Origin of the sequence: Pseudomonas sp. B21-056 (genome assembly GCF_026016325.1) — a bacterium.
Taxonomy (GTDB): domain Bacteria; phylum Pseudomonadota; class Gammaproteobacteria; order Pseudomonadales; family Pseudomonadaceae; genus Aquipseudomonas.
Window position 1 is genome coordinate 909,377 of the sequence record NZ_CP087203.1, and the last position, 24,503, is coordinate 933,879.

Here is a 24,503-nt window from a genome sequence, read left to right on the forward strand (position 1 = left end):
CCTATATTCGTTGCCTGCTTGAGCATTGCCCAGCAGTTTTCAAATGATCCCCGAATGGTTCCAAGGACCAGGAAAACCGCGCTGCCAGCGGTTCTGTTTCAGAGAGATCCTTGATGATCCAGTCCCATCTTCCATTCCTTCGATCAGCGAGAACGACATGACGGCTAAAGAACTGACCCAAGAAGCCAGACACGAAGAAGCGCTGCGCAAATACGCCCTGGACACGCCTCAGTTACTGGAAGAAATCAGTAACCTGAGCGCCGACGAGCAGAAGGACCAGATTCAGTGGGCTTTCGAAGACGAGGCCGAAGCCCAGGGCTTGCAGCCTTGGGAGTTGACGCTCAAGTACACCAGCACGCCTGAAGAGTTCGAGGCGCAGCGCCTTGCCTTGCACAAGGAGGCTGCCGAGGTGCTGGGTGTGGATTGGGATGAGTACTGCGAGATGAATAATCTGGTGGTCTGAAAAAAACGCCAGCCTTCAGGGCTGGCGTTTTTTTAGGCTCAGAGACTCAAGCGCATCGACAGATCCACCGCCTTCACATCCTTGGTCATCGCTCCGATCGAGATGTAGTCCACCCCGGTCTCGGCAATCGGCCGCAAGGTGCTTTCGTTGATCCCACCGCTGGCTTCCAGCTTCGCCTTGCCGCCGTTCAGGCGCACGGCTTCACGCATGTCGTCCAGGCTCAGTTCGTCGAGCATGATGATGTCGGCGTTGGCCGCCAGGGCTTCCTTCAATTCCGCCAGGCTTTCCACTTCGACTTCCACCGGTTTGCCCGGTGCGATCTTGTGGGCGGCCGCGATGGCCTGGGCGATCCCGCCGCAGGCGGCGATGTGGTTTTCCTTGATCAGGAAGGCATCGTACAGACCGATGCGGTGGTTATGGCAGCCGCCGCAGGTGACGGCGTACTTCTGCGCCAGACGCAGCCCGGGCAGGGTCTTGCGGGTGTCCAGCAGCTTGACCTGGGTGTCGGCGACGAAGTCGGCCAGGTAGCGGGCGCGGGTGGCGACGCCGGAGAGCATCTGCAAGAAGTTCAGCGCGCTGCGCTCGCCGGTCAGCAATGAGCGGGCCGGGCCTTCCAGATGGAACAACGCCTGGTCGGGGTTGACCTGGTCGCCGTCGCGTACTTGCCAGTGCACTGCAACGCGTGGGTCCAGTTGCCGGAACACGGCGTCGACCCAGGCCGTGCCGCTGATGATCGCGGCTTCGCGGGTAATGATGGTGGCCTTGGCCAGGCGTTCGGCGGGGATCAGTTGCGCGGTGATGTCGCCGCTGCCGATGTCTTCGAGCAACGCGCGGCGCACGTTGGCTTCGATTTCGGCGGTCAGGTCGGCGAGACGTAGGTTCGGCATAACGGGCTCCACAGGCAAAGTGGGCCGATTATAGAGCCAGTGTCCTGTTGCACAAACATTCAGTTTGTCGGGCCAAGGACCTGCATTTGGTCGGCTCCTCGCAACGTTTCCCTGATTTCCCGGTCACTTATTGCGACGTATTTCAAGCTGGGTCACAGAGTGCTCTGGTGCGACGGGGTTCTTTTATCTGATAATCCGCCTTTCGATTGACGTCATGGCTTTGACGTTGCCAACCGAAGAACACCGTTTCAGGAGGCCAGGATGCACAACGACGGGAATGTAGTGCCTTTGCATAAGGTGCCTACCGATCAGGCGAATCGCTCGCCACTCGCCCGTTTGCCTGTGATTCTGCTCCAGGTTCGCGACAAGGCTGCGCAACAGCTGCGCCTGGGTTTGCAGAGGCTGTTCGATAACGCCGACGACACTTTGTTCGAGATGGCCGACCGGGCGCGCAACGATGTCGAACAGAATCTGTTCTTCGAAGCCATGCGCGACCTGCGTCTGAAGCGCAAAAGTATCGAACGCGAATTCATCGAGCAGTTCTTCGAGGCGTTCGTCAGCCTCGCCCAGTACGACCTCACTCACGCTTCCCTGAGCCCCGCCATCGTTCCCGCTGCTCCGGCCCAGTCGTCCCATGACGATCTTGAGCGCCATCTGGCCGTAGAAGCCATGGTCACCCGGGTGCTCAGTCGCGATGGGGCCTCCCTCGATCAATTGACGGCCCGGCTCAGCGTGCTGCTGGCCCGGCCAATGGCAACCCCACAGAATCCCATGAGCCCGGCGCTGTTGTGCGAAACCTTTCTGCAGGCCGGACGCAACCTTGGGGTGGAGATCAAGGTCAAGCTGATCCTGCTCAAGCTGTTCGAGCGCTATGTGCTCAGCGAATGCGACCAGTTTTATGTCGAGGCCAATCAGTTGCTGGCGGCCACGGGCATCCTGCCGGACCTCAAGGTTTCACCGTCCCGGCGTGCGTCGGATCGTGTCGATGATGCGCCACGCCCCACATCAGAGCGTACAGCCAAGCCCCGGGCCGCCGAAGTCGATGACAGCGTGCAGGAAGTGTTCGCTGCATTACAGAAACTGGTGATGCAGGTGCGTGGCAGCGTGGCGCCGACCCTGGAGCCCAGCGCACCGGAGCAGCCGATCTCGACCCGTGACCTGCTGCGCCTGCTCTCCCATCTGCAGCAATACGTGCCGGCACCCACCCTTCAGGACGAGTTCGATCTGCGCAGCCAGCTCGAACAACTGCTCACCCGGGTCAGCGTCAAGAGCGGCAAGTCGCGCGTGGTCGAAGGCGCCGATGAGGACGTGATCAACCTGATCGCGATGATGTTCGAGTTCATTCTCGACGACCAGAACCTGCCGGAGACCCTCAAGGCACTGATTGGTCGCCTGCAGATCCCGATGCTCAAGGTCGCAGTTCAGGACAAGAGTTTCTTCAGCCGCGGCAATCATCCCGCCCGCCGGCTGCTCAACGAAATTGCTGCCGCAGCCATGGGCTGGGGCGAATGCGACGATCATCAGCGCGACAGCCTTTATCTGCGCATCGAGCAAGTGGTACAGCGCCTGTTGAACGACTTCGTCGATGACCCGGCGATTTTCTCCGAGGTGCTGGCCGAATTCCTCGCCTTCACCAGCGATGAGCGGCGTCGCAGCGAACTGCTTGAACAGCGTATCCGTGATGCCGAAGAAGGGCGGGCCAAGGCTGAACTGGCACGTCTGCGAGTCGAGGGCGCGTTGAATCAGGTCATGCTCGGCAAGCTGCTGCCTCAGGCCGTGGTGGAATTCGTGCAGCAGGCCTGGAGCCAGGTGCTGTTGCTGACCGGCTTCAAGCATGGCGAGCGGTCAGCCGAATGGCAAGCCGATGTCCTGACCCTGGAGCAACTGATCTGGAGCGTCCAGTATCACGACGAGCCGGATGCCGGCCTGCGCTTGCTGGCGATGGTGCCGGAGCTGCTCAAGGCTTTGCGCGAAGGTCTGAGCCGTTCGGCATTCGACCCGTTCGCCACCAGTGAATTCTTCAGCGAACTGGAAGTCCTGCACGTGCAGGCGTTGCAGCGCATGGGCCAGGCAACGGATCAGGTCCAGTCGGCGGATGCGCCGGTGATGATCGAGGTGGTGGAGAAAATTGTCCTGCGCCCCGCCTACAAAGCGCCGGCGGACAACGCGACGGTACGCTTGCCGGCCGATGACGTGGGCCTGCTTCAGGTCGACCAATTGCGCCTGGGTAGCTGGGTCGAGTTCCAGGAGGATGACGACAACAGCCTGCGCTGCAAGCTGGCGGCGATCATCCAGAGCACCGGCAAATATATCTTCGTCAACCGTACCGGCCTCAAGGTCCAGGAGCACAGCCGCACCAGCCTGGCCCTGGAGTTTCGGCGGGGGGCCGCGCGCCTGCTGGACGACACCCTGCTGTTCGACCGGGCGCTGGAATCCGTGCTCGGCAATCTGCGTCAACTCAATCGCGGCAAGTGATCGCACAGTCCGGGTCGATCACGGCATACTGGCGGTATCACCGTCGTCTTCGAAGGAACCTGTATGCAGCTGGACCCCGCGAGCGGTTGGTGCGATGGCGTGCGTCATTGCCCATCGCCCAACTTCAATGCGCGCCCCGAGGGCGAAATTTCCCTGCTGGTGATCCACAACATCAGCCTGCCGCCCGCCCAGTTCGCCACCGGCAAGGTGCAGGAATTCTTCCAGAATCGTCTGGATGTCACGGAACATCCTTACTTTGCCGGTATCGCCGACCTGCGTGTCTCCGCGCATTTTCTGATCGAGCGTGACGGCGCCGTTACCCAGTTTGTCTCTTGTCTGGAGCGTGCATGGCATGCGGGCGTTTCGTGCTTCGAGGGCCGGGAAACCTGCAACGATTTTTCCATTGGCATCGAGCTCGAGGGCACCGATGATCTGCCGTTCACCGACCCGCAGTATGCCGCCCTGGTGGATCTGACGCGGCAGTTGCAAGCGGCCTTCGCGGCGATCACCGTGCAGCGTATCTGCGGGCACAGCGACATCGCTCCGGGGCGCAAGACCGATCCGGGACCGGCATTTGACTGGGTACGCTATCGAGCGGCCCTGACAGAAGGGGAAGGGCAATGAGTTTTCTGGTGTTGCTGCTGGCGGTCTGGATCGAGAAGTTCTCGGCCCTGCGCCAGCGGGTCCAGCGTGATGGCGCGTGGCTGGGCGAGCTGAACAGAATCGAGGTGAGCCCGCGTTGGGTCAACCGGCCCTGGCTGGTGCTGGTGGCCATGGTCCTGCTGCCCGTGGCGCTGCTGGCGTTGTTGCTGTGGATGCTGGAGCCGCTGGCCTATGGATTGCTGGTGCTGCCGGTGCACCTGCTGGTGGTGATCTACAGCCTGGGGCGTGGTGATCTGTTGGCTGGGCTGGGACCATTTCGCGATGCGTGGCGGCGCGAAGACCTGCAAGCCGCTACCCATGTGGCCAAGCGCGACCTGGGGATTGAAGCCGACAGTGGCGCGCAGTTGTTGGGACGGGTCCAGGGCCATCTGTTGTGGCAGGCCTACCAGAGCTTTTTCGCGGTGATCTTCTGGTACTTCCTGCTCGGTCCGGTGGCGGCCCTGAGTTATCGCCTGCTGGCGCTGGCCGCCGAGCATAGCCAGAACCCTGGCGTGGCCGAGCGGGCAGCGCAACTGCGCCATGCTTTCGACTGGGTGCCGGTGCGGCTGCTGGCGGCGAGTTTTGCCCTGGTGGGCAACTTCGTGGCGGTCAGCCGGGTGATGCTGCACGAACTGCTGAACTGGAACATCAGCGCCGCTCAACTGGTCGACAAGGTCGGCCTGGTGGCCGGCGAAATTCCTGAGCCCTTGGCGGGGCCGGACGGCATCAACAGCCTCGACCGGCTCTGGGAACTGCTGCTGCGTGCGGCGGTGCTCTGGTATGCCGGGTTTGCGTTGTGGACGGTGTTGGCCTGATCCCACTCGATTCCCTTTTTGTTAATGCAATTTGTTGTGGCGAGGGAGCTTGCTCCCGCTCGGCTCTGTAGGAGCTGGCGAAGCCTGCGATCTCTTGATCTTTCGCTTGGGACTCAAGTGCCTAGGGAAAAGATCGCAGCCTCGTTGCACTCGACAGCTCCTACACCGTTAACCTTAAGTTACAAATCTCCCCTCTGATTTAGGCTATACAGGGACAGCGCCCGATAGTGGCTTTCTGCTGTCTCTGCGCGCACGCCCCATAACAATAAAAACACTACCGGGAGACTTCCTTGTGAAGAGTTTGCTCTGGCCCGCCGTCGCCCTGATGAATCGCCTGAGTTTCGGCATGAAGTTCAGCCTGATCAGCGTGATGTTCCTGCTGCCGATGCTGGTGACCAACTTCTTTCTGGTGCGCGATTCCTACCGTGAATTCCAGGGGACGCAAGTGGAGCTGCAAAGCCTCGACCTGTTGGGCAGCAGCCTGACCTTGCGCCGCGACCTGGAAACCTTGAACAACCTGGTGCAGATCAATGCCAGCCTCGGTCAGTCCGGCAAGGCCGGCGATGTGGACGCGAAAATAGCCACCCTTGAGCAGCAGATCCTTGCGCGTCTGCAGGGCATGACCGCCATGGCCGTGGAGCCCGAACAGGTGAGTATTTTCAACGCCAAGCGCGACGAAATGATCACCGGGTTCAAGGCCCAGCAAGCCGAAAATTCCCTGCAAAGCAAAAGTGCGCTGATCGGCAAGCTGCTCAACAGTTCGCAGATATTCAGCCAGATCATCGCCAGCCAGGCGGGGCTGAGCCGCGACAGTCAGAGCGACATCCGCCAGCTCAGCGAACTGATGACCGGCGTGACCCCCAATGTCACCCAGATCCTCGGTGAAGGCCGTGCACTGGGTGCTTCGGCGTTGGGCCTGGGCTTTCTCAATTCCGCGTCCAGTACCCGGTTCGATGAGCTGCTGGCGCAGATCGAAAAAGTCCAGGGTGAATATGGCTTGAAGCTGCACGACGCGTTGACCTCCAGTCAAGTGGCTGGACAAGCCCTTGCCGGCCCGGCTGACGCTAGCAAGGGCACTTTGAAGAAGGTCGCTGAGCTGATCGAGGAACAGGTGGTGATGGCCGACACCCTCGATGCGCCTTGGCCGGCCTTCTATGATCAGGTCAGCGGCCTGATGGAGCAGACCTACCGGCTGAACGACGCAGCGCTGGGTTTCCTCGGTGTCCAGTTGCAGCATCGCCTGGAACAGAACCGCAGCCACATGGTGCTGCAGGCCGTGGCGCTGGTGGCGGTGTTCCTGCTGATTTTCTATCTGTACGCCGGCTTCTATGCCTCGACCCGTACCACCCTCCATTACCTGGGCCGGATGATGGACAAAGTGGCGGCGGGGGACATGACGGTCAATTTCGTGGCCCGCAGCAAGGACGAGCTGGGCGAGTTGGGTGAGGTGTTCAACGGCACGGTAGCGAAGATCCACGACCTGATCGAACGGGTCGGCCAGACCGTCGCCGAGGTGGAACGTCAGGCCGGACAGGTGGAATCGGTATCGGCCCAAAGCAACCAGGCGGTGGCCGGGCAGCGCAGCCAGATCGAACTGGTCGCCACGGCGATGAACCAGATGTCGGCCACGGCCCAGGAGGTGGCCCGCAGTGCCGCCGCGGCGGTCAGCAGCGCTCACAGTGTGAACGATGAAACGTTGAGTGGCCGTGGGCTGGTGGAGTCCCAACAGGGCAGCATCGCCCGCCTGGCCAGCGAGATCGATCAATCGGTGCAGGTGATCAACCAGTTGGCGACCGACAGCCAGGCCATCAGTCGTGTGCTGGATGTGATCAAGAGCATTGCCGAGCAGACCAACCTGCTGGCGCTCAATGCCGCGATTGAGGCGGCTCGGGCCGGGGAACAGGGACGCGGTTTTGCGGTAGTGGCCGATGAGGTGCGGACCCTGGCCAAGCGGACGCAGCAGTCGACTGAGGAAATTGAAGCGATGATCAGCCGTTTGCACGGCGGTGTGGGGGCGGCGGTCAAGGCCATGGGCACCAGTCATGAAATGGCCAGCGGCACGGTCGGTCAGTCGGAAAAGGTCCAGCAGGCGCTGGAGAATATTCTCGGTGCGGTTGGGATGATCGTCGACCAGAACCAGCAGATCGCTGCCGCGGTGGAGCAGCAGACGGCGGTGGCTCATGACATTGACCAGAACATTGTCGAGATCAATCGTGCGGGTGAACGCACTGCCGAGGGGGCGCATCAGACGGAGGACGCGAGCCGTGAGTTGTCGGTGCAGGTGGGGCAGCTCAAGTTGTTGATCAGTGCGTTTCGGGTATAGCTACGGGTTCATCGTTGAACCCTCTGTGGGAGCGAGCCTGCTCGCGAGGCGGCCTGATAGCCGGCCGGGGCTTTGTTGACCGGGTACATATCCGTTGCTGCGGTAACGGCCACTTAGGGTTTCGGCCTTACGCCGAGTCACTTTCGAAAAGCCGGAATGCCGGCCCAGGCGAAAGTAACCAAAGCGCTCATGCCCCACCACTAGGTGCCTCGCCTAGGCTCGGCATGCCCGAACGCAGGCATTGCTCCGTGGGCCCGCCGCGAAGGGCCATCCATGGCCCAGCGCGGCTATCCCGGCATCCATGCCGGGATGCCCACTACGCAATACCTGCGTTCGGCCAGCGTGGTTAACGGGGCGCCGAGATCAACGTCTACCGCGAGGCGGCCTTACAGCCGACCTGGCTCTTTCGGGTGTACGCCAGTCTCATTGTGGGAGCGAGCCTGCTCGCGATGGCGCCCGCACAGGCAACATCACCTGCTCAGGCAGACCGCTTTCGCGAGCAACCCCGCCCTCTCAGGGGAGTACGGTCACCAGTTGAACAATTGCCGGGCATTCGCCGTACTGGCCTCGGCCAATTGCTCCGGATCGATCGCCATGATCCCGGCCAATGCCTCGCAAATCGCCGGCAGGTGCGCCGGGCTGTTGCGCTGGCCGGGGAACATCGCCGGGGCCATGTCCGGGGAGTCGGTTTCCAGCACCACGGCATCCAGCGGCAGTTTCGCCAGCACTCGGTGCATGCGCAGGGCCTGGGGCCAGGTGGCGGCGCCGCCGAGGCCGAGTTTGTAGCCGAGCTTGATGTATTCGCGGGCTTCTTCAAAACTGCCGGCGAAGGCGTGGATGATCCCCGCACGCTTCAGGGCAAAGCGCTTGAGGGTGGCGATCACCGCCGCGTGGCTGCGACGCACGTGGATGAGTGCCGGCAGTTCGAACTCCGCCGCCAATTGCAGTTGCGCTTCGAACAGCGTCTGCTGACGCTCGCGGTCCAGGCCCTCGACGTAGTAATCCAGGCCGATTTCCCCCACCGCGCACAACTGCCGATGCCCGGCCAGGCGGACCAACCAGTCGCGCAGTTGCGTCACGTCGTCGGGGCGATGCTGGTCGAGATACACCGGGTGCAGGCCTAGCGCGGCGTGCAGGTCCGAATCGCTCTGCACCAGGTCCCAGACCCGCTGCCAGTTCTCCCGATACACCCCCAGCACCACCATCTGCCGGACCCCCAGGGCGCGGCTTGCGGCCAGCAGCGCCGGGCGATCCGCGTCGAAATCGGCAAAGTCCAGGTGGGTGTGGGTGTCGATCAGCTCCACGATTCAGCCCTGGTGAATACGCTGCTTGAAGGTCCGCGCAATGGCCTGCACGCCAGGCTGGTAGTCATCGTTCTCGATGGCCGCCAGGGCCAGCTCCAACGCCTTGTCGGCAATCAGTTGATGTTGCTGGGACATGGCATTGACCGGCAATGGCAGGAAATCCAGCAATTGCGTGTCACCGAAGGTACCCAGGCGCAACGGGCGCGACTTGAGCGGGAAGTCGTGCAGGGCGTCGAACACCCCTTGCAGCAGCACATAGGAGGTGGTGATCAGCGCATCGGGCAGGTGCCCCAGGCGTTTGAGCAAGTCGTCCATCAACTGGCGGCCGCATTCGCGGCTGAACGACTCGCCGTGTTCGATCAGTACTTGGCCTTCGAACCCGCTCAGTGCTTCGCGAAAGCCCGCGGCGCGCTCCTGGCTGATACTCAGCTCGGGGCGAGCGCCGACCAGCACGATTTGCCGGGGTTGTGTCTCCAGCAGGCTGCGGGTCAGTTGCAGGCTGGCCTGGCGGTCGTCGCTGATCACCGAGCAGAAGTGCTCAGGCTCCATCACCCGGTCGATGGCGATGATCGGAATGCCCTTGGCCTGCAACTGGCGGTAGCTGTCATCCCCGGCCGGCAGGCAACTGGCGACGATCAGCGCATCGCAGCGCCGGGCGCGGAACAGCTGCAACAGCTGCCGCTCGCTGTCCGGCGCGTCATCGGAACTGGCGATCAGCAGCTGGTAGCCCTGCGCCCGGGCACCCTGTTCCAGCAGCTTGGCGATGCGGGCGTAACTGGGGTTTTCCAGGTCCGGCAGGATGAAGCCCAGGGTACGGGTATGCCGACTGCGCAATCCGGCGGCCTGGGGGTTAGGCGTGAAGCCATGTTCTTCGACCACCGCACGCACCCGTTCGACGGTCGCATTGCTGATGCGTTGTTGTTCGGCCTTGCCATTGATGACATAGCTGGCGGTGGTGACGGACACACCGGCCAGTTGGGCGATATCACTGAGTTTCAACCCGTTTTTCCTTGTTTTTTCGAGTTTGCCCCGACAATGAGCGTCCATCCTACCCGATTCAGCCCGACGGTCATTGTCCAAACGCTGGCGACAAGTTGCACTTCAAGGATGAGAGATTATCGAGTAACGTGCCAATCTTTCTAGATTAAACGTTTCAGCAAGCGTATTTTCAAGGTTAGCAGGATTTTTTGGCCGTTCTGCCGCGATACCGCCAAAAGCTGTCCTGGGACGCTAACCTGTCATTCAAAACAATACCTGGCGCTAACCCGACGCCAAAAAGGAGAAAGCATGCTCGAGCTCAATCCAGAGCAGATATCCATGGCCCAGACGGCCGTGGATAAAGCCGCCGCGCTGCAATTGCTCGCTGACAAACTGGTGGCCGATGGCCTGGTAGCCGAAGGTTATCTCGCCGGCTTGCAGGCCCGCGAAGCCCAGGGTTCGACCTTTCTTGGCCAAGGTATCGCCATCCCCCACGGTACGCCGCAAACCCGCGACCTGGTGCATTCGACCGGCGTGCGTTTGCTGCAATTCCCCGACGGCGTGGACTGGGGCGACGGTCAGATCGTCTACCTGGCGATCGGTATCGCGGCCAAGTCCGATGAGCACCTGCGCCTGCTGCAACTGTTGACCCGCGCCCTGGGCGAGACCGACCTGGGCCAGGCGCTGCGTCGTGCCGGTTCCGCTGAAGCCTTGCTGAAATTGCTGCAGGGTGCGCCGCAGGAACTGGCCCTGGATGCGCAGATGATCGGGCTCGGCGTGTCGGCCGACGATTTCGAAGAACTGGTATGGCGCGGCGCCCGTCTGCTGCGCCAGGCCGATTGCGTGAGTAATGGCTTTGCCGGGGTGTTGCAGCAGGTCGACGCGCTGCCCCTGGGTGATGGCCTGTGGTGGCTGCACAGCGAACAGACCGTCAAGCGCCCGGGCCTGGCCTTCGTCACACCGGACAAGCCCATCCGTTATCTGGGCCAACCCTTGAGTGGCCTGTTCTGTCTCGCCAGCCTCGGTGAAGCTCACCAGGCGTTGCTCGAGCGACTCTGCGCGTTGTTGATCGAAGGTCGCGGCCACGAGCTGGGCCGTGCCACCAGCAGCCGCAAGGTGCTGGAAGTGCTGGGCGGTGAACTGCCCGCCGACTGGCCCAGTGCCCGTATTGGCCTGGCCAACGCCCACGGCTTGCATGCGCGTCCGGCGAAGATCCTCGCGCAACTGGCGAAAAGCTTTGAAGGCGAGATCCGCGTGCGCATCGTCGACGGCCAGGACAGCGCCGTGTCGGCCAAGAGCCTGAGCAAACTGCTGAGCCTGGGTGCCCGTCGCGGGCAGATCCTGGAATTCATCGCTGAACCGAGCATCGCCGCCGATGCGCTGCCGGCATTGTTGGCGGCCATCGAAGAAGGCCTCGGTGAAGAAGTCGAACCGCTGCCGCCGCCGAGTGCGCCGCAGGAAAGCCCAATGGCCGAAGTCGCGACCGTGATGCTGGCCCCCGCATCCGGCAGCCTGATCCAGGCGGTGCCTGCCGCGCCGGGTATCGCCATCGGCCCGGCCCATGTCCAGGTGCTGCAAGCCATCGACTATCCGCTGCGTGGCGAGTCGGCCGCCATCGAGCGCGAGCGCCTGCAAAACGCCTTGAATCAGGTGCGCCGCGATATCGAAGGCCTGATCGAGCGCGCCAAGGCCAAGGCCATCCGCGAAATCTTCATTACCCACCAGGAAATGCTCGATGACCCGGAGCTGACTGACGAAGTCGACACCCGTTTGAAGCTCGGTGAAAGTGCGCAAGCGGCGTGGATGGGCGTGATCGAGGCCGCCGCGAAAGAACAGGAAGCCTTGCAGGATGCACTGCTCGCCGAGCGTGCTGCCGACCTGCGGGACGTAGGCCGTCGGGTGCTGGCGCAGTTATGTGGCGTCGAAACCCCGAGCGAACCCGAGCAACCGTACATCCTGGTGATGGACGAGGTCGGTCCGTCCGACGTGGCACGCCTGGACCCGAGCCGGGTGGCGGGGATTCTCACCGCACGCGGTGGCGCCACCGCCCATAGCGCGATTGTCGCCCGGGCCTTGGGCATTCCGGCGCTGGTCGGGGCCGGGGCCTCGGTGTTGCTGCTGGCGCCGGGCACTTCATTGTTGCTGGACGGCCAGCGCGGCCGCCTGCATGTGGCGCCTGATGCCGCCACCCTGCAACGCGCCGTCGAGGAGCGTGACACCCGCGAGCAGCGCCTCAAGGCTGCCGCCGAACAGCGTCATCAACCGGCGCTGACCCGCGACGGCCATCCGGTGGAAGTGTTCGCCAACATCGGCGAAAGCGCCGGGGTCGCCAGCGCGGTGGAGCAGGGCGCCGAAGGCATCGGCCTGTTGCGCACCGAACTGATTTTCATGGCCCACACCCAGGCACCGGATGAAGCGACCCAGGAAGCCGAATATCGCAAGGTGCTCGATGGCCTGGCGGGGCGGCCGCTGGTGGTGCGCACCCTCGATGTCGGCGGCGACAAGCCGCTGCCGTACTGGCCGATCGCGAAAGAAGAAAACCCGTTCCTCGGCGTGCGTGGCATTCGCCTGACCTTGCAGCGCCCGCAGATCATGGAAGCGCAACTGCGTGCCTTGCTGCGTTCGGCGGACAACCGTCCGTTGCGGATCATGTTCCCGATGGTCGGCAGCGTCGAAGAGTGGCGCCAGGCCCGGGACATGACCGAGCGCCTGCGCCTGGAAATCCCGGTGGCGGACCTGCAACTGGGGATCATGATCGAAGTGCCGTCCGCCGCGCTGCTGGCACCGGTGCTCGCCAAGGAGGTCGACTTCTTCAGTGTGGGTACCAACGACCTGACCCAGTACACCCTGGCCATCGACCGTGGTCACCCGAGTCTTTCGGCCCAGGCCGACGGCTTGCACCCGGCGGTACTGCAACTGATCGACATCACCGTGCGCGCTGCCCATGCCCATGGTAAATGGGTCGGCGTGTGCGGTGAGCTGGCGGCCGACCCGCTGGCGGTGCCGGTGCTGGTGGGCCTGGGCGTGGATGAACTGAGCGTGTCGGCCCGCAGCATTGCCGAGGTCAAGGCGCGGGTACGCGAACTGAGCCTCGAACAGGCACAAAACCTGGCCCGCGAGGCGTTGGCCGTGGGCAGCGCCAATGACGTGCGCGCATTAGTGGAGGCGCTGTAATGGCGAAGATTCTTACCCTGACCCTCAACCCGGCGCTCGACCTCACGGTGGAACTGGCGCGCCTGGAACCGGGCCAGGTCAACCGCAGCGATGCCATGCACAGCCACGCCGCCGGCAAGGGCGTGAACGTGGCCCAGGTATTGGCCGACCTCGGGCATACGCTGACCGTCAGTGGCTTTCTGGGTGAAGACAACGCCCAGGCGTTCGAGACGTTGTTCGCTCAGCGCGGGTTTGTCGACGCCTTTATCCGTGTGCCCGGGGAAACCCGCAGCAACATCAAGCTGGCCGAGCAGGATGGACGCATCACCGACCTCAACGGCCCCGGCCCGAGGGTCGATGACGCGGCGCAGCAAGCGTTGCTGGCGCGACTGGAGCAGATCGCCCCCGCTCACGATGTCGTGGTGGTGGCGGGCAGTTTGCCCCGAGGTGTCAGCCCGCAGTGGTTGCAGGCGTTGATCACGCGTCTGAAAACCCTCGGCCTGAGGGTGGCCCTCGACACCAGCGGCGAAGCCTTGCGCGTCGCGCTGGCGGCCGGGCCGTGGCTGATCAAGCCGAACACCGAGGAACTGGCCGATGCACTGGGCTGCGATGTAGTGACCGAACAGGCCCAGGCCCAGGCGGCGCAACGCTTGCACGGCCAGGGCGTCGAGCATGTGGTGATTTCCCACGGCGCCGAGGGAGTGAACTGGTTCAGCGTCGGCTCGGCGCTGCACGCGTCTCCCCCCAAGGTCACCGTCGCCAGCACCGTGGGTGCCGGTGATTCGCTGTTGGCGGGCATGCTGCACGGCCTGCTCGGTGCACATGCCCCGGAACAGACCCTGCGCACCGCCACGGCCATCGCCGCGATGGCGGTCACCCAGATCGGTTTCGGCATCCATGACAGCGCGTTGCTGGCGTCGCTTGAACAGGGCGTGCGCGTGCGCCCCCTGACAGAACAATAAGAGGGTTCGCGAGAATGAAATTAGCCATTGTGACGGCCTGCCCGAACGGCATGGTCACCAGTGTGTTGTGCGCCCGCCTGCTGGACGCGGCGGCCCAGCGCCAGGGATGGAGCACCAGCGTCGAGGTGCATGACGCGGCCCATCCGGAGCGCCAGTTGTCAGCGGCCACCCTTGAGGCGGCCGAATGGGTGTTGCTGGTTGCCAGCGGCCCGGTGGACCTGTCGCGGTTCGTCGGCAAGCGCCTGTTCCGCAGCACCCCGGCCCAGGCTCTGCAGGATGTCGACGCGCTGCTGCGGCGTGGCGCCGAAGAGGCCGAGGTGTTTGTCGAGGTGCAGGCTCCAGAGGCGCCGCCTGCGGTATCGTCCGAGCGCGTCCCGCGACTGGTTGCGATCACCGCTTGTCCGACGGGCGTGGCTCACACCTTCATGGCCGCCGAGGCGTTGCAGCAGGCTGCGACGAAACTGGGTTACCACTTGCAAGTGGAAACCCAAGGCTCGGTTGGCGCCCGCAATCCGTTGAGCGCCCAGGCCATCGCAGAGGCGGACGTGGTGCTGCTGGCGACCGACATCGAAGTCGCCACCGAGCGCTTTGCCGGCAAGAAGATCTATCGCTGCGGCACGGGCATTGCCTTGAAGCAGGCCGAAGCCACGCTGAACAAGGCGTTGGTCGAAGGCCGGCAGGAAAGTGCCTCGAACAGCAGCGCGACGCCGGCCAAGGCGGAGAAGACCGGCGTTTACAAGCATCTGCTGACCGGCGTGTCGTTCATGCTGCCGATGGTGGTGGCCGGTGGTTTGTTGATCGCGTTGTCGTTCGTGTTCGGCATCACGGCGTTCAAGGAACCCGGCACCTTGGCGGCTGCGCTGATGCAGATCGGTGGCGAAAGCGCTTTCAAATTGATGGTGCCGCTGCTGGCCGGTTACATCGCTTATTCCATCGCCGACCGTCCGGGCCTGGCGCCGGGAATGATCGGCGGGATGCTGGCGAGCACCCTGGGCGCCGGGTTCATCGGCGGGATCATCGCCGGCTTCCTGGCCGGTTATGCGGCCAAAGCGATCAACCGCTACGTGCGTCTGCCCCAGAGCCTGGAAGCGCTCAAGCCGATCCTGATCATCCCGTTGCTGGCGAGCCTGTTCACCGGGCTGGTGATGATCTACGTGGTGGGCAAGCCGGTGGCGGGGATGCTCGAAAGCCTGACTCATTTCCTCGACAGCATGGGCACCACCAATGCGATTCTGCTGGGCGTGCTGCTGGGGGCGATGATGTGCGTCGACCTCGGCGGGCCGATCAACAAGGCCGCCTATGCATTTTCGGTGGGGCTGCTGGCCTCGCAGAGCTACGCACCGATGGCCGCGACCATGGCCGCCGGTATGGTGCCGCCGATTGGCCTGGGCATCGCCACCTTCATCGCCCGTCGCAAGTTCGCCCAGACCGAGCGCGAGGCCGGTAAGGCGGCGCTGGTGCTGGGGTTGTGCTTCATTTCCGAAGGCGCGATTCCGTTCGCGGCGAAGGATCCGCTGCGGGTGATCCCGGCCAGCATCGCCGGCGGTGCGCTGACCGGTGCGCTGTCGATGTACTTCGGCTGCAAACTCATGGCACCCCATGGCGGGCTGTTCGTGATGCTGATCCCCAATGCCATCAACCATGCGTTGCTGTATTTGCTGGCGATTGTGGCGGGCAGCCTGCTGACGGCGGTGGCGTATGCGCTGCTCAAGCGACCGGAGGAAGTGGAAATGGCGCTGGAGCCCGCCAAGGCCTGATCCATTTCCTTAAGACAATGAAGTCCCCCTGTGGGAGCGAGCCTGCTCGCGATAGCGGTGTATCAGCCAACAACTCTGTTATCTGACACTCTGCAATCGCGAGCAGGCTCGCTCCCACAATGGTTTCTGCGGCGTTCATAAACGATTAACACGAGCATGCTCTAGTTTCCCCATTTGGGAGGAACACCATGAGCGAATTCGACCTGGGCCGTCGCCGAGTGATGCAAGCCGTGGGGGCGGGGTTGTTGTTGCCGGGGTTGGCGCCGTCGGTGATTGCCTCGGTCAAGGACCGCCCTGTACTGACTGACGGTGTGCAGTCCGGTGACTTGCAGGGTGATCGGGTGATGGTCTGGAGTCGCAGCGACCGTCCGGCGCGGATGGTGGTGGAATGGGACACCCGCAGTCGTTTCCACAACCCCCGGCGCTTTGTCTCGCCAGTGGCCGACAGCCGCAGCGACTTCACCGCCCGGGTCGAACTCACCGGCCTGCCGCCTGACCAGGCGATTTTCTACCGCGTACATTTAGAAGACGCCCAGAGCGGCGTTGCCAGTGAGCCCTGGTTGGGCCATTTGCGCAGCGCGCCGCAGATCAAGCGCAACATCCGTTTTGTCTGGAGCGGCGACACCGTCGGCCAGGGCTTCGGGATCAACCCGGACATCGGCGGCATGCGCATCTATGAAGCCATGCGTCTGCGCCTACCGGATTTTTTCATCCACAGCGGCGACACCATCTACGCCGACGGCCCGGTGCCGGCACAGATCACCACGGAAGGCGGGCGCATCTGGCGCAACCTCACCACCGAAGCCAAGAGCAAGGTGGCCGAGACGCTGGAGGAGTATCGCGGCAACTACCGCTACAACCTGATGGACGAGAACGTGCGACGCTTCAACGCCGAAGTGCCGCAGATCTGGCAATGGGACGACCACGAGGTGGTCAACAACTGGTCGCCGGGCAAGCAACTGGACGAGCGCTACCAGACCAAGGATATCGGCACCCTGGTGGGCCGTGCGCGGCAGGCCTGGCTGGAGTACGCGCCGATGCGCTTGCAGAAGGCCGACCAGGGCGGGCGGATCTACCGCAAGCTGAGTTATGGGCCGATGCTCGATGTATTCGTGCTCGACATGCGCAGCTACCGCGAAGCCAATGACGCCAACCTCGGCGCGGCCAAACCGTTCCTCGGTCGGGAGCAATTGGATTGGCTCAAGCGCGAGCTCAAGCAATCCCGTGCCCAATGGAAAATCATCGCCGCCGACATGCCCATCGGCCTGGGCGTGCCCGACGGCGAAGTCAGCCCCGGTGTGCCGCGCTGGGAAGCGGTCGCCAACGGTGACCCGGGCCAGGCCCAGGGGCGAGAAGTAGAGATCGCTGAACTGCTCGGCTACCTGCGCAAGCATCAGGTGCGCAACTACGTCTGGCTTACCGCTGACGTCCACTATTGCGCTGCTCACCACTACCACCCGGAACAGGCCGCGTTCCAGGATTTCGAGCCGTTCTGGGAGTTTGTCGCCGGACCGCTGAACGCCGGCAGCTTCGGGCCCAATGTCCTGGACAAGACCTTCGGCCCGGAAGTGGTGTTCCAGAAGGCACCTCCGGCCCAGAACACCTCGCCGTTTGCCGGCTACCAGTTCTTTGGCGAGGTGAACATCGACGGGCAGAGCGGGGAGATGGGTGTGGTGTTGCGGGATCTGGAGGGTGTGGCGGTGTTTGAGAAGAAGCTGCAGCCGATCTGAATTCCAGCTGCACAACATCCCCTGTGGGAGCGAGCCTGCTCGCGATGCGGAGTGTCAGTCGACAAACATGGTGTCTGATACACCGCTATCGCGAGCAGGCTCGCTCCCACAGGGGGACATGGTGTGGTTGGTCAGTAAACGTCCCGCCGATACCGCCCCTGCTCGATCAACCGCTCCACTTCCTCGGCCCCCAGCACGTCGTTGAGCACCCGGTCCACCCCCGACGCCATGCCCTGCAAGCTGCCGCAGACATAGATCGCCGCCCCGTCGGCCAGCCATTGCTTGAGCAGCGCGGCGGATTCGCGCAGACGGTCCTGGACGTAGATTTTCTGATCCTGGTCCCGGGAGAACGCCAGGTCCAGGCGTTCCAGGTCGCCGGAGGTCACCCATTCCTGCAGCTCATCGCGGCAGTGGAAATCGTGTTCGCGCTGACGCTCGCCAAACAGCAGCCAATTACGCTGCGGGCCTTCGGCGACACGGGCCTTGAGCAGGCTGCGCAGGCCCGCCAGGCCGGTGCCGTTGCCGAGCAGGACCATCGGCACGCCCTGGGGCGGCAGGTGAAAGCCGCTGTTGCGCCGCACCCGCAGGCTGATGGCGCTGCCCGGCGGGGCATGTTCGGTGAGCCAGCCGGAGCCGATGCCCAGGCTGCCGTCGGCGTGGCGTTCCTGGCGCACGATCAGTTCCAGCACGCCGTCGGCCGGGATCGAGGCGATGGAATATTCGCGCATCGCCAGCGGCGCCAGAGCGTCCAGCAACGCCTGGGCATGCAGGCCCACCAGATGGGCACGGTTTTCTGGCAACTGACGGGTAGCCAGAGCCTGATAGAGGTCCTGAGGCAAACCATCGACCTGTACGCGAGCGTTGCCGGCGATGCCCAGGCCATCGAGGAAATGCTCGATGGCCCACAGGTCATTACGCGGCAACACTTCCACCAGATCGCCGGCCAGCCAACTGCTCGGGCCCGGGGCGCTGAGGCCGAGCAGGTAGACGCCCGAGCCGCTGCTGTCGGGGTTGAGCAAGGTGCGCCGGTCCAGCGTCCAGTGTTCGAAATCAGGGGCCTTCCAGGTGTCCACCGGCGCCTGGCCAGTCAGTTCGGCCAGTTGCTGTTGCCAATGACGCAAGGCGTAAGGATCGCCACTGTCGACTTCCACCGGGGCGAACAGGGTCTTGCCGCCGTGCTCCGCCAGCCAGGCGTGCAGGCGCCGGGCGAAACCGCAGAAGTTCTCGTACTGGCGGTCCCCCAGCCCCAGCACCGAGTACTGCAAGCGCTCCAGGCCCAAGGGGCGACCCAGTACTTTGCGTTCGAAACCCCGGGCGCTGTCCGGCCCTTCGCCGTCGCCAAAGGTGCTGACCACAAACAAGGCGTGGGTGGAATTGCTCAGGTCCTGCTCGCTGACGCCGGCCAGTGGCCGGACGTTCACCGGCAGCCCTGCGGCCTGGAGCTGGCCGGCGGTCTGCCACGCCAGTTGTTCGGCAAAGCCGCTCTGGCTGGCAAAACCGATCAGCCATGCCGGTGCGTCGCCGTGGTTGGCGGCCAGTTCCTGCCGCGCCTGCCGGACCTGACGCTTCTTGCGACGACGGTCCAGGTACAGCAGCCAGCCGGTGATGAAGAACAGCGGCATGGTCAGTGCAGCGATCGTCACCAGGATCCGCCCGATCAGGCCGAAATAGCTGCCGACGTGCAGGGCGTAGACACTGGTCAGCAGTTGCGCCTTGAGGCTCTTGTCGCTGTAGCGGCTGTGGCGGCTGACGACGCCGGTGGCCGGGTCGAGGATGATCTGGTTCAGCGCCCGGTCATGGGGCGAATTCTTCAGCAGGTAGAACACGGTCGCCGGTTGCCCGGCCACCGGCGGCATACGCACATTGTAGGAGGCCAGGTCCGGGCCGGCGGCGCTGTAGATGCTGCTCCACATGGCCCGATAGTCGGCCACTGGCGGCGGGCCGTCAGGCACGGGGCCGCGGTTGCGCACCCGTTCTTCCTTTGGTGAGTCGGAGAGCAGGCGGGTCACGCCTTTGTTGTACCAGTCGTAGGACCAGGTCAGCCCGGTCAGGGCTGCCAGCAGGTAGAACGCCAGGCACCAGGTACCGGCCACCGAATGCAGGTCCCAATTGAAACTGCGGCCTTTCTTCCTCCAGTCGAGGGTCAGCCAGGCACGCCAGTTCCTCCACTGGCGTGGCCAACGCAGGTACAGCCCGGACAGGCAGAAAAACACCAGGATCAATGTGCAGGCCCCGGTGATCTGCCGGCCCACGTCCTCCAGGGCCAGGATACGGTGCAGCTTGAGCATCAGGCCGAAGAAGTCCTGGCCCACCACATCGCCCATGAACTGAGCGTTGTACGGGTTGAAATAGCGCATGGCCCCGCGCTTTTCCCCGGGGGGCGCGGCGAAGATCGCCCGTGCGGCGTTGCCGCTGTCGGTCTCGACCCAGAGCATGGCGACGGTCTTGCCGGCGGCGGCCTCGATCTGTTCTACCAGTTCGGCGGGCGGCAGGACGCCGGCCGGTTGTTTCTCCACCCTCAGCACCTGCGGGTTCAGCGCCCGCAGGATCTCGTCCTGGAACGACACCGCGGTACCGGTAATGCCCATAAATGCCAGGACCAGCCCGGCACTGATGCCGAAAAACCAGTGCAACTGGAACAGGGTTTTCTTCAACACGTCGCCCGCCTTGTTCATTCATTACTGTTCATCACGGCGTGCATTATGCCGTGTGTTATCGAGAAGCATTCATAAACACACATAAAAGCCCCGCTCATGAAGATGAGCGAGGCTTTTCAATGTCCCGACAACTGGGTGTCGAGCACATTACTTGTGGCGAGGGGATTTATCCCCGCTGGGCTGCGAAGCAGTCCCAAAGCAGCAACTCAATTTTCCTGACACACCGAGTTGCCTGGTTTCAGGTCTGCTTCGCAGCCCAGCGGGGATAAATCCCCTCGCCACAGGGGCGGGTCAGTTTCCGATCAGAAATGGAAGTTGGTACTCAACAACGCGGTACGTCCCGCCGCCTGGTTGGCGAAGTGGTTTCCGAGCGCCTTGTCGTAATAAGTTTCGTCGGTCAGGTTCTGTACGTTGAGTTGCAGGTCCAGGTGCTTGCTGACCTTGTAGGCGGCCATGGCGTCGTAGCGCACGTAGGAGTCGACCATGGTGGTGTTGGCGACGTTGCCGAACACGTCGTCGACATAGAAGGCGCCGCCGCCAATACTCAGCTTCGACGTGAGTGCGTAGGTGGTCCAGACACTCGCGCTGTTCTTCGGCGTGTTCGGCAACTGGTTGCCATTGGTGACGCTCAACGGGCCGCCATCGACCTGTTCGCTGTCCAGGTAGCTGTAGCCGGCGAACACTTGCCATTTCTCGGTGATCTTGCCGCTGGCCGACAGTTCGAGGCCGTCGACACGGGTCTTGCCGGCATTCTCATAAGTCGTGGTATCGACCTGGACCCGGGCGTTCTCTTTTTCGGTGCGAAAGACCGCCGCGGTCAGCGAGAGGCGGTTGTCGAGCAGGTCCCACTTGGTGCCGATCTCGTAGTTCTTGGTGGTTTCCGGCTCCATGTCGCTTGCCAGCAGGTTGCCGTTACGGTCCGGCGTGCCGCCCAGCGGATTGCCTTCCTGGCCTTCGCCGACCATGTTGCCGGGCGGTGTGGCCGAAGTGGCATAGGACGCGTAGATGCTGCCGTTGTCGGCCGGTTTCCAGACCAGGCCCAACTGGCCGGTGATGAATTCGCTGACATCGTCGCCCTTGGACGTGGTGGTGCCGGCGGCGTTGTAGGTTTTGTACTGCGTGTCGAAATGATCGTAGCGCAGGCCCATGTTCACCAGCCACTGCGGCGTCAGCTCCAGGGTGTCGAACGCATAGAGCGCACGGGTGACGCTGGTGGTGTCGGTGCCGGCGTAGTTGCGGGCGATGGTGCCGCTCCACGGATCATCCGGGTTCGGGTTGGACAGCGAGGTGCAGTTGAAGCCACTCGACGCGCCGATCATCGACGGGGTGCAGTTGGTGTTCGCGGCGGCGGTGCCCGGTACGGTGTCGGTGTTGACGGAGTAGGAGGATTTTTCACCTTTCTCGCGGCTCAGCTCGATGCCGGTGGAGAAGCTGTTCTTGAACCCGGCGACGTAGAAATCACCGAACAGGTCGGTCTGGTTGGTGGTGGTGTCGACGTTACTGACCCGGGTATTGACCCGGCGCCAGACGGAACCGTTGTTGACGTTGCCCTTGCTGTCATCGGGTTGGGTCAGGATGTAGTCCTGCATGCTGGAGCCGTGGCGCAGGGTGTTCTTGACGGTCAGCGCATCGCTCAGATCGTGCTCGATGGCGAAGGTCGCCGTGTCGACACGGGTCTTGCGGAAGTCGCGGTCGGTGAGGCCATAGAAGTTGCTGCTGTCGCCGCCGTCGTTGGGCTTGCCCGGGTTGGACTTGGTACGGTCGGCGGTAAGGCCCGAGGCTGGCATGCTGTAAGGGATGCCCGAGTCCGGCAGGTCGTTGCTTTCGAGATGGTAGTAATCGAGGTTGACCCGGGTGTCCGTGCCGAGGCCGAACGCCAGCGATGGCGCGATGCCCCAACGGTCGTTATTGACCTTGTCGCGACCGGCGACGTTGTTTTCGTGGCTCATCAGGTTGAGACGGCCGGCGGCGCTGTCGCTGAACTGATAATTGCCATCCAGGGTGTAGCGCTGGGTCTGGTCCGAGCCCCAGGTGAAGCCACCGTCGAGGGTGTCGCCCAGGTGTGCCTTCTTGCTCACCAGGTTGATGGTGCCGCCTGCTGCGCCACGACCACCGATGGCCGAGTTCGGGCCTTTGCTGACTTCAATGGATTCAATGGCGAAGATTTCGCGGCTTTGCGAACCGGTGTCGCGCATGCCATCCAGGTAGGTGTCGCCCTGGGCATCGAAGCCGCGGATGAATGGACGGTCCCCCTGGGGGTTGCCGCCTTCTCCGGCGCCGAAGGTAATGCCCGGCACGGTGCGCAGGGCATCCTGCATATTGAGCGCGCCGGTGTCCTTGAGCACTTGCTGGGGGATGACGGTCACCGAGCGTGGGGTATCCACCAGCGGTGCGGTGTATTTCGGGGAAGAGGCTTTTTCGACCTGATAGGACGTCGTGTCCTGGGCTTCACCGGTGATGCTGGTGGCATCCAGGGAAATGGCCTCGCTTGGGGCCTTTTCAGCGCTTTCCTGCGCCGCCTGGGCCAGCTGCGCAGCGGACGTGGCAGTGAGGGCGACGCCGATGGCGGACGCCAGCAAACGCGGTGAGTTGGCTTGTAATTGTAATGGTTGACGCGACATGGATATCCCCTCCCCAGGGTTTCGAGGCCGCGGAATATAGGGTAAACGTGTATTTGTATCAATTGCGAAATATTGCTATTTGAGAGGAATTTACGTTCTTTACAATTTGTCTTACGGTTTTGGACGGCTGATACGGTTACAGGGGTTGTGCACAGCCAATAAGAATCACTACCATTGGCGCCCGTTTTATCCACAGGCCTTAACCCATGTTGCTGCACATCCCCGGTGTGTTTTCTCCTGAAGAAGTGCAGCGCATTCGCGAGGCGCTGGAGCAGACCGAGTGGGCGGACGGGAAGATCACGGCCGGTTACCAGTCGGCCAAGGCCAAGCACAATCTGCAACTGCCCGAGGGCCATCCCCTGGCCAAGGAAATCGGTGCCGCGATGCTCGAACGGTTGTGGAACAACCCGTTGTTCATGTCCGCCGCGATACCGCACAAAGTGTTCCCGCCGCTGCTGAACTGCTATACCGCCGGCGGCAGTTTCGATTTCCACATCGATAACGCCGTGCGCCAACCCAAGGGCAGCGCCGAGCGGGTGCGCACCGATCTGTCGGCCACTCTGTTCTTCAGCGATCCCCAGGACTACGACGGCGGTGAGCTGGAGATCCAGGACACCTACGGCACCCAACGGGTCAAGCTGCCGGCCGGGGACATGGTGTTGTACCCGGGCACCAGCCTGCACAAGGTCAACCCGGTTACCCGTGGCGCCCGTTATGCGTCGTTCTTCTGGGTCCAGAGCCTGGTGCGCGAAGACAGCCAGCGAGCACTGCTGTTCGAGATGGACGGGGCGATCCAGGCCCTGACCCGCGATCTGCCGGAGCACCCTTCGTTGATTCGCCTGACCGGCACCTACCACAACCTGCTGCGCCGCTGGGTCGAGGTCTAGATGGCGGATTTCCGTCTGCGCCGCGAGGAAGTGCTCGACGGCGAGCGTCTCAAGGCCATGCTCGACGAAAGCCCGGCGCGGGCGGCCCAGGCGATTCTGCTCGCAGCGGGCGAAGGCGTGCTCGATGCCCAGGCGTTGCTGGGGCAGATCCTGCTCGATGGCCAGGGCATCGCCCGGGATCCGCTCCTGGCCCTACGCTGGTTCGATATTGCTGCGCGGCGAGGGCATCCGATGGCGCGCAACATGCTGGGGCGCTGCCATGAGCACGGTTGGGGTTGTGTCGCCGATGCCCGCGTTGCCGCCCGGCATTACCGTCTGGCCGCCGAGGCGGGATTGGACTGGGGGATGTACAACTACGCCAACCTGCTGGCGACCGGGCGCGGTGTGGCCGAGGACCAGGCGCAGGCCTTGAGTCTCTATCGTCGCGCCGCCGAGTCGGGCCACGCAAAGTCGATGAACCTGCTGGGGCGGTACCTGGAAGACGGACGTTACTGCCCGGCGGACCCGGTGACGGCGGTTGAGTGGTATCGACGTTCGGCCGAAGGTGGCGATTTTCGGGGGCAGTTCAGTTATGGCTGCGTGTTGCTGGCCGAAGCACGCATCGAAGAGGGGCTATCATGGTTGCGCCAAGCCCTGGAGGCTGGCAATCCCAACTTTCTCCGCGTCGCGACTGACACATTACGGCACGTCCGGCTCCCTGGTCTGGAGCCGTTGGTAGCGGCTTATCAAGCGCGTACGGCCGTATTGGAAACTTCCGTTCCTTCCTGATCTAAGTGGCATCCCGTCATTAATGCTTCGGTGTCGATCCGTTTATTATTGGGGGACACCGGTTAATGGTTGCGTCTGATA

Annotated in this window: 16 protein-coding genes; 11 read left to right on the top strand and 5 right to left on the bottom strand. The window is 63.2% G+C overall.

Annotated features, from left to right (window positions below):
- The first annotated feature begins 157 nt into the window (after positions 1-157).
- Positions 158-463, top strand: a complete 306-nt coding sequence (locus tag LOY67_RS03875) for a DUF6388 family protein (RefSeq protein WP_265066019.1) — start codon at positions 158-160, stop codon at positions 461-463.
- 38 nt (positions 464-501) lie between these two features.
- Here LOY67_RS03875 and nadC read toward each other — a convergent pair whose 3' ends face one another.
- The gene (gene nadC, locus LOY67_RS03880) at positions 502-1,350 is read right to left on the bottom strand and encodes a carboxylating nicotinate-nucleotide diphosphorylase (RefSeq protein WP_265066020.1); all 849 of its coding nucleotides are present in this window, start codon (positions 1,348-1,350) and stop codon (positions 502-504) included.
- 261 nt (positions 1,351-1,611) lie between these two features.
- On the opposite strand from nadC, the gene LOY67_RS03885 reads away from it, so the two are divergent.
- The 4 genes from LOY67_RS03885 to LOY67_RS28410 all read left to right on the top strand — a co-directional run bounded on the left by LOY67_RS03885 (position 1,612) and on the right by LOY67_RS28410 (position 7,605).
- On the top strand, positions 1,612-3,825 hold the full coding sequence (locus tag LOY67_RS03885; RefSeq protein ID WP_265066021.1) for a DUF1631 domain-containing protein: 2,214 nt from the start codon (positions 1,612-1,614) through the stop codon (positions 3,823-3,825).
- A gap of 63 nt (positions 3,826-3,888) precedes the next feature.
- A complete protein-coding gene (gene ampD / locus LOY67_RS03890; protein ID WP_265066022.1) occupies positions 3,889-4,449 on the top strand; it encodes a 1,6-anhydro-N-acetylmuramyl-L-alanine amidase AmpD in 561 nt (186 codons plus the stop codon).
- Positions 4,446-5,282: a regulatory signaling modulator protein AmpE gene (gene ampE, locus LOY67_RS03895; RefSeq protein ID WP_265066023.1), complete on the top strand. Its 837-nt coding sequence runs from the start codon at positions 4,446-4,448 to the stop codon at positions 5,280-5,282. The genes ampD and ampE overlap by 4 nt, the downstream gene beginning before the upstream one ends.
- Positions 5,283-6,900: 1,618 nt before the next feature.
- Complete coding sequence (locus LOY67_RS28410; RefSeq protein WP_413776196.1) at positions 6,901-7,605, top strand: methyl-accepting chemotaxis protein; 705 nt, start codon at positions 6,901-6,903, stop codon at positions 7,603-7,605.
- Positions 7,606-8,132: 527 nt separating this feature from the next.
- Here the strand turns inward: LOY67_RS28410 and LOY67_RS03905 are convergent.
- Together LOY67_RS03905 and cra are read right to left on the bottom strand one after the other, a co-directional pair.
- The gene (locus LOY67_RS03905; RefSeq protein ID WP_265066025.1) at positions 8,133-8,909 is read right to left on the bottom strand and encodes a TatD family hydrolase; all 777 of its coding nucleotides are present in this window, start codon (positions 8,907-8,909) and stop codon (positions 8,133-8,135) included.
- A gap of 3 nt (positions 8,910-8,912) precedes the next feature.
- Positions 8,913-9,908: a catabolite repressor/activator gene (gene cra, locus LOY67_RS03910; protein ID WP_265066026.1), complete on the bottom strand. Its 996-nt coding sequence runs from the start codon at positions 9,906-9,908 to the stop codon at positions 8,913-8,915.
- A 288-nt stretch (positions 9,909-10,196) separates the two neighbouring features.
- Between cra and ptsP the strand changes: the two genes are divergently transcribed.
- From ptsP to LOY67_RS03930, 4 genes are all read left to right on the top strand, one after another.
- Positions 10,197-13,061, top strand: coding sequence for a phosphoenolpyruvate--protein phosphotransferase (gene ptsP / locus LOY67_RS03915; RefSeq protein WP_265066027.1), 2,865 nt, complete (start codon positions 10,197-10,199; stop codon positions 13,059-13,061).
- Entirely contained in the window at positions 13,061-14,002 is a 942-nt protein-coding gene (gene pfkB, locus LOY67_RS03920; protein ID WP_265066028.1) for a 1-phosphofructokinase, read from the top strand. The genes ptsP and pfkB overlap by 1 nt, the downstream gene beginning before the upstream one ends.
- 14 nt (positions 14,003-14,016) lie before the next feature.
- Positions 14,017-15,759: a PTS fructose-like transporter subunit IIB gene (locus LOY67_RS03925; protein ID WP_265066029.1), complete on the top strand. Its 1,743-nt coding sequence runs from the start codon at positions 14,017-14,019 to the stop codon at positions 15,757-15,759.
- Positions 15,760-15,947: 188 nt separating this feature from the next.
- A complete protein-coding gene (locus tag LOY67_RS03930; protein ID WP_265066030.1) occupies positions 15,948-17,489 on the top strand; it encodes an alkaline phosphatase D family protein in 1,542 nt (513 codons plus the stop codon).
- A gap of 131 nt (positions 17,490-17,620) precedes the next feature.
- Here the strand turns inward: LOY67_RS03930 and LOY67_RS03935 are convergent, their stop codons facing one another.
- Together LOY67_RS03935 and LOY67_RS03940 are read right to left on the bottom strand one after the other, a co-directional pair.
- Entirely contained in the window at positions 17,621-20,146 is a 2,526-nt protein-coding gene (locus LOY67_RS03935) for a sulfite reductase flavoprotein subunit alpha (protein ID WP_265067696.1), read from the bottom strand.
- Between the two features lie 302 nt (positions 20,147-20,448).
- Positions 20,449-22,767, bottom strand: a complete 2,319-nt coding sequence (locus tag LOY67_RS03940) for a TonB-dependent receptor (RefSeq protein ID WP_265066031.1) — start codon at positions 22,765-22,767, stop codon at positions 20,449-20,451.
- A 206-nt stretch (positions 22,768-22,973) separates the two neighbouring features.
- Between LOY67_RS03940 and LOY67_RS03945 the strand changes: the two genes are divergently transcribed.
- Positions 22,974-23,654 carry a Fe2+-dependent dioxygenase gene (locus LOY67_RS03945; protein WP_265066032.1) on the top strand — a complete coding sequence of 227 codons (681 nt, stop codon included), beginning with the start codon at positions 22,974-22,976 and terminating at the stop codon, positions 23,652-23,654.
- On the top strand, positions 23,655-24,422 hold the full coding sequence (locus tag LOY67_RS03950) for a tetratricopeptide repeat protein (protein WP_265066033.1): 768 nt from the start codon (positions 23,655-23,657) through the stop codon (positions 24,420-24,422).
- The last annotated feature ends 81 nt before the right edge of the window (positions 24,423-24,503 follow it).

Coding starts and splice junctions, on each gene's coding strand:
- LOY67_RS03940 (WP_265066031.1), bottom strand. CDS start 22,767: ATGTCGCGTCAACCATTACAATTACAAGCCAACTCACCGCGTTTGCTG.
- LOY67_RS03950 (WP_265066033.1), top strand. CDS start 23,655: ATGGCGGATTTCCGTCTGCGCCGCGAGGAAGTGCTCGACGGCGAGCGT.
- LOY67_RS28410 (WP_413776196.1), top strand. CDS start 6,901: ATGTCGGCCACGGCCCAGGAGGTGGCCCGCAGTGCCGCCGCGGCGGTC.
- ampE (WP_265066023.1), top strand. CDS start 4,446: ATGAGTTTTCTGGTGTTGCTGCTGGCGGTCTGGATCGAGAAGTTCTCG.
- LOY67_RS03925 (WP_265066029.1), top strand. CDS start 14,017: ATGAAATTAGCCATTGTGACGGCCTGCCCGAACGGCATGGTCACCAGT.
- ptsP (WP_265066027.1), top strand. CDS start 10,197: ATGCTCGAGCTCAATCCAGAGCAGATATCCATGGCCCAGACGGCCGTG.
- LOY67_RS03945 (WP_265066032.1), top strand. CDS start 22,974: ATGTTGCTGCACATCCCCGGTGTGTTTTCTCCTGAAGAAGTGCAGCGC.
- ampD (WP_265066022.1), top strand. CDS start 3,889: ATGCAGCTGGACCCCGCGAGCGGTTGGTGCGATGGCGTGCGTCATTGC.
- LOY67_RS03875 (WP_265066019.1), top strand. CDS start 158: ATGACGGCTAAAGAACTGACCCAAGAAGCCAGACACGAAGAAGCGCTG.
- LOY67_RS03930 (WP_265066030.1), top strand. CDS start 15,948: ATGAGCGAATTCGACCTGGGCCGTCGCCGAGTGATGCAAGCCGTGGGG.
- nadC (WP_265066020.1), bottom strand. CDS start 1,350: ATGCCGAACCTACGTCTCGCCGACCTGACCGCCGAAATCGAAGCCAAC.
- LOY67_RS03885 (WP_265066021.1), top strand. CDS start 1,612: ATGCACAACGACGGGAATGTAGTGCCTTTGCATAAGGTGCCTACCGAT.
- pfkB (WP_265066028.1), top strand. CDS start 13,061: ATGGCGAAGATTCTTACCCTGACCCTCAACCCGGCGCTCGACCTCACG.